Source organism: Methylobacterium trifolii (genome assembly GCF_022179685.1).
Classification (GTDB): domain Bacteria; phylum Pseudomonadota; class Alphaproteobacteria; order Rhizobiales; family Beijerinckiaceae; genus Methylobacterium; species Methylobacterium trifolii.
This window is the reverse complement of the sequence record NZ_BPRB01000369.1, coordinates 1-4,230: the sequence shown is the minus strand read 5'-3', so window position 1 is coordinate 4,230 and position 4,230 is coordinate 1. Positions and strand designations below refer to the sequence as shown.

Here is a 4,230-nt window from a genome sequence, read left to right as displayed (position 1 = left end):
CCGCAGAGGGGGGAGGGGAAACCGCGTTCCGGAACAGAGACTTACCCTGCCCCCCCCCGGCACGGTCCGTCAATCCACCAGCGCGGCGTAGGTCATCACCCGCAATTCCCGCCGGATCGGCAGGGCGGAGGAGGGCACGAGCTGGGTCAGCAGGACCACGGCGAGGTCCTCGGACGGATCGATCCAGAAGGCGGTGCTGGCCAAGCCCCCCCAGGCGACCTCGCCCGGCGAGCCGAGGATCTGCGCGCGGGCCGGGTCGAGGGTGACGGAGAAGCCCAGGCCGAAGCCGATGCCCGTGTAGGAGGTCTCGGCAAAGCGCGGGGTGCCCATGGCGGCCAGGTCCCCGTCGAGGTGGTTCATCAGCATCAGGGCCACGGTCTTGCGGCCGAGCAGCCGCACGCCGTCGAGTTCGCCCCGGCCCAGGATGAACCGGCAGAAGCGCATGTAGTCGGCGGCCGTCGAGACCAAGCCGCCACCGCCCGAGGCGATGGCCGGCGGGCGGGCGAAGACGGTGTCCACCGCGTCGTCGAATCGGGTGAGCCGGCGCTCGCGGTCGTAGACGTAGTTGGCGGCAAACCGCGGCATGTTCTCGGGCCGCACGAAGAAGTCGGTGTCGACCATGCCGAGCGGCCCGATCACCTTCTCGCGCAGATAGTCGGCAAACTCCTGTCCCGAGACCACCGCCACGAGGTGCCCGAGCACGTCGGTGGCGATGCTGTAGTTCCAGGCCGCGCCGGGCTGGGCCAGCAGGGGGGCCTGGGCCGCCTTGGCGACCATGCCGGCCAGCGTCCCCTCGGTGCTGAGGAAGTCGATGCCCTGGGCCCGGTAGGCGGCGTCGACCAGGGTCGCCTCCATGAAGCCGTAGGTCAGGCCGGCGGTGTGGGTGAGGAGGTCGCGGATGGTGATGGGGCGGCGCGCCGGCTCGGTCTCGATCCGGGCCCGGTTGCCGCCGGTGGCGACCCGCATCGCGGAGAATTCCGGCAGGAAGCGCGAGACCGGGTCGTCGAGCTGGAAGCGGCCCGCCTCGTAGAGCTGCATCACCGCCACCGAGGTCAGCGGCTTGGTCATCGAGTAGATGCGGGTGACGGTGTCGCGGGTGAAGGGCGTCCGCCGGGCGATGTCGGACAGCCCGTGGGCGCGGCCGAACACGGTGCGCCCGCGTCGCGCCACGGTGACCGACAGGCCCGCGAGCTTGCCGTCGTCGACGAGCCGGCGCATCCAGCCGTCGATGCGCTCCAGCCGCTCCGGGCAGAAGCCCACCGCGCGCGCATCGGTCTCGGTCGCATCCGCCATCAGGGGGTCCTCGTCAGATCTGTCGAGGTGATGTAGCGGGCCCCCGGCCACGCGCCAACGGCGGCCGGGAGGGATCGGGCCGATGCACCGCCACGGCCAGGCCCCCAATCGCGAAGAGCGGCGGGCGGGCGAGGGTTCAGGAGGCGCGGCGGGCCACGGTCGCGGGCTCCGCGTCGGTGTGGCGGTGCTCGCAGGTGACCTTGAGGTAGCGGTTGTCCCCGCCCGGCAGGCCGGCGGCCGCCGCCATGGTCTGGGCGTGCATGATGCACTCCATCGGCGTGCGGGCCGGGGCGACGATGACGTCGAGGGCGGTGTCGCGGGAGCAATCCTGGGCCAGCAGGGTGCCGGCGCAGACGAGGGCGACGGAGAGCAGTTCAGGCATGACGGACCCCTTGTTCGAATGATCGAAAGGTCCGCGGGGTGCTCCAGCGTTCGAGCCACCGCGTGATTGTTGCCTGAGCGTCGTCTCCCCGGTCTCGGTCGTCTCCAGGCAGGGTCCGTGCCAGCCACTGCGTGGCCGATGCCACAGGGCCCTGCGTTTCGTGGCGGTTCGTCCCGGTTTTCTTGCCGGGCCTGTTGCCGCCTCAGCCCCGCGCCGCCAGCCAGACCGGCTCCGGCTCTTCGGCCGGCAGCAGGGCGGCCACGGCGTCGAGGTCGACGACGTAGTTGTCGGTCAGGAGCTGCCACATCTCGGTGGCGGACCCGGCCCTCGACCGGAACCCGTCCAGGACGCGGGCCAGCGGGCCGGCGTTGACCAGGATGGGACGTGCGTGGAGCGGGTCTGCGTTGAGCATCGGTGACGGTCCTGAGCGGCGAGGATCATCGTCGCAGGGCATGGTTAACGAAACTTTATCGGCCCGGACGCACGGAGGAACCCGCCCGGCCGTCTCCGGCCGGCCCCCACATTTCCGGCACGATTGCGGGGCAAGGACGGGCCGGATCACGAAGGCATCCGATGTTCGCACAGGCCGAGCCGCAACCCGTCGCCCCCAAGCGGAGCGCGACCGAATCGTACCTGCACGTCCTGTACGCCCTGATGCTGCGCGACATGCGGACCCGGTTCGGCGGCTCGCACTGGGGCTACGCCATCGTCGTGCTGTGGCCGGTCACGCACGTCTTCATGCTGGTGCTGATCTACGTCTTCCGCAACGTGCCGGCGCCCATCGGCGACAGCCGGGCGGTGTTCTTCGCCAGCGGCGCCGTGCCGGTGCTGATCTTCCAGTATATCTCCCGCGAGGTGATGAAGGCGGTGATGGCGAACCGGCCGCTGACCTACTACCCGCAGGTCAAGCTGTTCGACGTGATCTTCGCCCGCATCCTGGTCGAGATCGTCACCGGCTTCCTGGGACTGCTTGTGGTGTCCGCGATCCTGGTCTCGGCCGGGGTCGACCCGCGCCCGGCCGACCCCTTCACCGCCGTATGCGGCTACCTCGCCGCGATCCTGCTCGGGATCGGCGTGGGCACGATCAACGTCAGCATCGTGGCCTTCTTCCCCGCCTGGGCGATCGGCTACGTGCTGTTCAACATCGTGGTCTACATCACCAGCGGGGTGATGTTCCTGCCCAGCTTCCTGCCGGAAAAGATCTACTCGTTCCTCAAGTACAACCCCGCCGTGCAGATCATCGAGTGGGTGCGGCTCGGCTATTATCCGGGCCTGGGGGTTCAGGTCGACAAGGCCTACGTGCTCCTGTTCGCCCTCACCAGCCTGACCATCGGCCTGCTCCTCGAGAAGCACGTGGTGCGCAAGATCTCGTGACGCCGCCGCGCCGGGCGGCCGCAAGCCCGGACGCCCTCCGTCCCCGGATTGCACAGGGGCGGGGGTGGGCAAGCGCCGCCGGTTAACCATGCCGGCGCGCAGGCGCGGTCCGCCAGGCCCGGATCGCTGCCGCGCTGCAGCACAACCTTGCCTTTTGGCAGCCGATCTCCGACAAACCCGGTGTCCCGAAGGCCGCCTGCGGCCCGAGGCCGTGGCCCGGACCTTCGGGGCCGGAGAGCCGCGTCGAAGGAAGACGATCCCATGCTCGATTACGCACAGGCCCGGCGCCTGATGGTCGATTGCCAGTTGCGGACCTTCGACGTGAACGACGTCGCCGTGCTCGACGCCTTCGACGCCGTGCCGCGCGAGCGCTTCGTGCCGCAGGGGCGCGAGGCCTTCGCCTATATCGACCAGAGCCTGCGCCTCACCCCGGTCTCCGACGACGCCCGCTTCCTGCCGGCGCCGATGCTGCTGGCCCGCATGATCCAGGCCCTGACCCTGGGACCGGGCGTGCGCGTCCTCGACGTGGGCAGCGGCTACGGCTACGCCGCCGCCCTGATGGCGCGCCTGGGCGCCCGCGTCACCGCCCTGGAGGCCGCCCCGGACCTGGCCGCCGCCGCACGCGAGCGCCTGGAGGGCATCGCCGAGGTGGTCGAGGGCGGGCTCGCGCAGGGCCTTCCGGACAAGGGTCCCTACGACGCGATCCTGGTCAACGGCCGGGTCGAGGTGCGGCCCCAGGCCCTCCTGGACCAGCTCGCCGACGCGGGCCGGCTCGTCTGCGTGCTCGGCCGCGACCGGGCCGCGAAGGCGACCCTGTTCGTGCGCGCCGGCGACGCCTTCGGCGCCCGGCCCCTGTTCGACGCGGCCCTTCCGGGCCTGTCCGCCTTCGCGGCGGAGGCCGGCTTCGCCTTCTGACGACCCCCGCTCAACGGCCGGAGGTGTCGCCTTTATGCGCCACCCCCCGCCGATTCGGACTCGGGACGCCGCTCCGCGTTGGGCGGCGTCTCAATTTCCGGCTAAGGTCGAGCGCAGGGCGGGCTTGATCGGGTGGGCGTGTAACTCCGCGCCATGGTCGTCGCAGGACGGACATCCGGCTCAATCGAGAAACCGCAAGGGCTGATCGACGTGAAAGAACGCATTCCTGCGACGCGCTCCGTGGTCCGGCTGGCCGGCATCGCCGT

General features: G+C 70.8%; 5 protein-coding genes. 2 read left to right on the top strand and 3 right to left on the bottom strand.

Annotation, left to right across the window (positions count from 1 at the left end):
- Positions 1-69: 69 nt before the first annotated feature.
- From COGEMETH_RS24625 to COGEMETH_RS24615, 3 genes are all read right to left on the bottom strand, one after another.
- Positions 70-1,293, bottom strand: a complete 1,224-nt coding sequence (locus COGEMETH_RS24625) for a serine hydrolase domain-containing protein (RefSeq protein ID WP_238185300.1) — start codon at positions 1,291-1,293, stop codon at positions 70-72.
- 136 nt (positions 1,294-1,429) lie between these two features.
- On the bottom strand, positions 1,430-1,675 hold the full coding sequence (locus tag COGEMETH_RS24620) for a hypothetical protein (protein ID WP_238185299.1): 246 nt from the start codon (positions 1,673-1,675) through the stop codon (positions 1,430-1,432).
- Positions 1,676-1,877: 202 nt separating this feature from the next.
- Positions 1,878-2,087: a hypothetical protein gene (locus COGEMETH_RS24615; RefSeq protein ID WP_238185298.1), complete on the bottom strand. Its 210-nt coding sequence runs from the start codon at positions 2,085-2,087 to the stop codon at positions 1,878-1,880.
- A 161-nt stretch (positions 2,088-2,248) separates the two neighbouring features.
- Here COGEMETH_RS24615 and COGEMETH_RS24610 point away from each other — a divergent pair, with 161 nt between their 5' ends.
- Positions 2,249-3,049 (top strand): ABC transporter permease, encoded by an 801-nt coding sequence (locus COGEMETH_RS24610; RefSeq protein ID WP_238185297.1) that lies wholly within the window; start codon positions 2,249-2,251, stop codon positions 3,047-3,049.
- 261 nt (positions 3,050-3,310) lie between these two features.
- Positions 3,311-3,964, top strand: a complete 654-nt coding sequence (locus COGEMETH_RS24605) for a protein-L-isoaspartate O-methyltransferase family protein (RefSeq protein WP_238185296.1) — start codon at positions 3,311-3,313, stop codon at positions 3,962-3,964.
- Positions 3,965-4,230 lie beyond the last annotated feature (266 nt).

Coding starts and splice junctions, on each gene's coding strand:
- COGEMETH_RS24625 (WP_238185300.1), bottom strand. CDS start 1,293: ATGGCGGATGCGACCGAGACCGATGCGCGCGCGGTGGGCTTCTGCCCG.
- COGEMETH_RS24620 (WP_238185299.1), bottom strand. CDS start 1,675: ATGCCTGAACTGCTCTCCGTCGCCCTCGTCTGCGCCGGCACCCTGCTG.
- COGEMETH_RS24615 (WP_238185298.1), bottom strand. CDS start 2,087: ATGCTCAACGCAGACCCGCTCCACGCACGTCCCATCCTGGTCAACGCC.
- COGEMETH_RS24610 (WP_238185297.1), top strand. CDS start 2,249: ATGTTCGCACAGGCCGAGCCGCAACCCGTCGCCCCCAAGCGGAGCGCG.
- COGEMETH_RS24605 (WP_238185296.1), top strand. CDS start 3,311: ATGCTCGATTACGCACAGGCCCGGCGCCTGATGGTCGATTGCCAGTTG.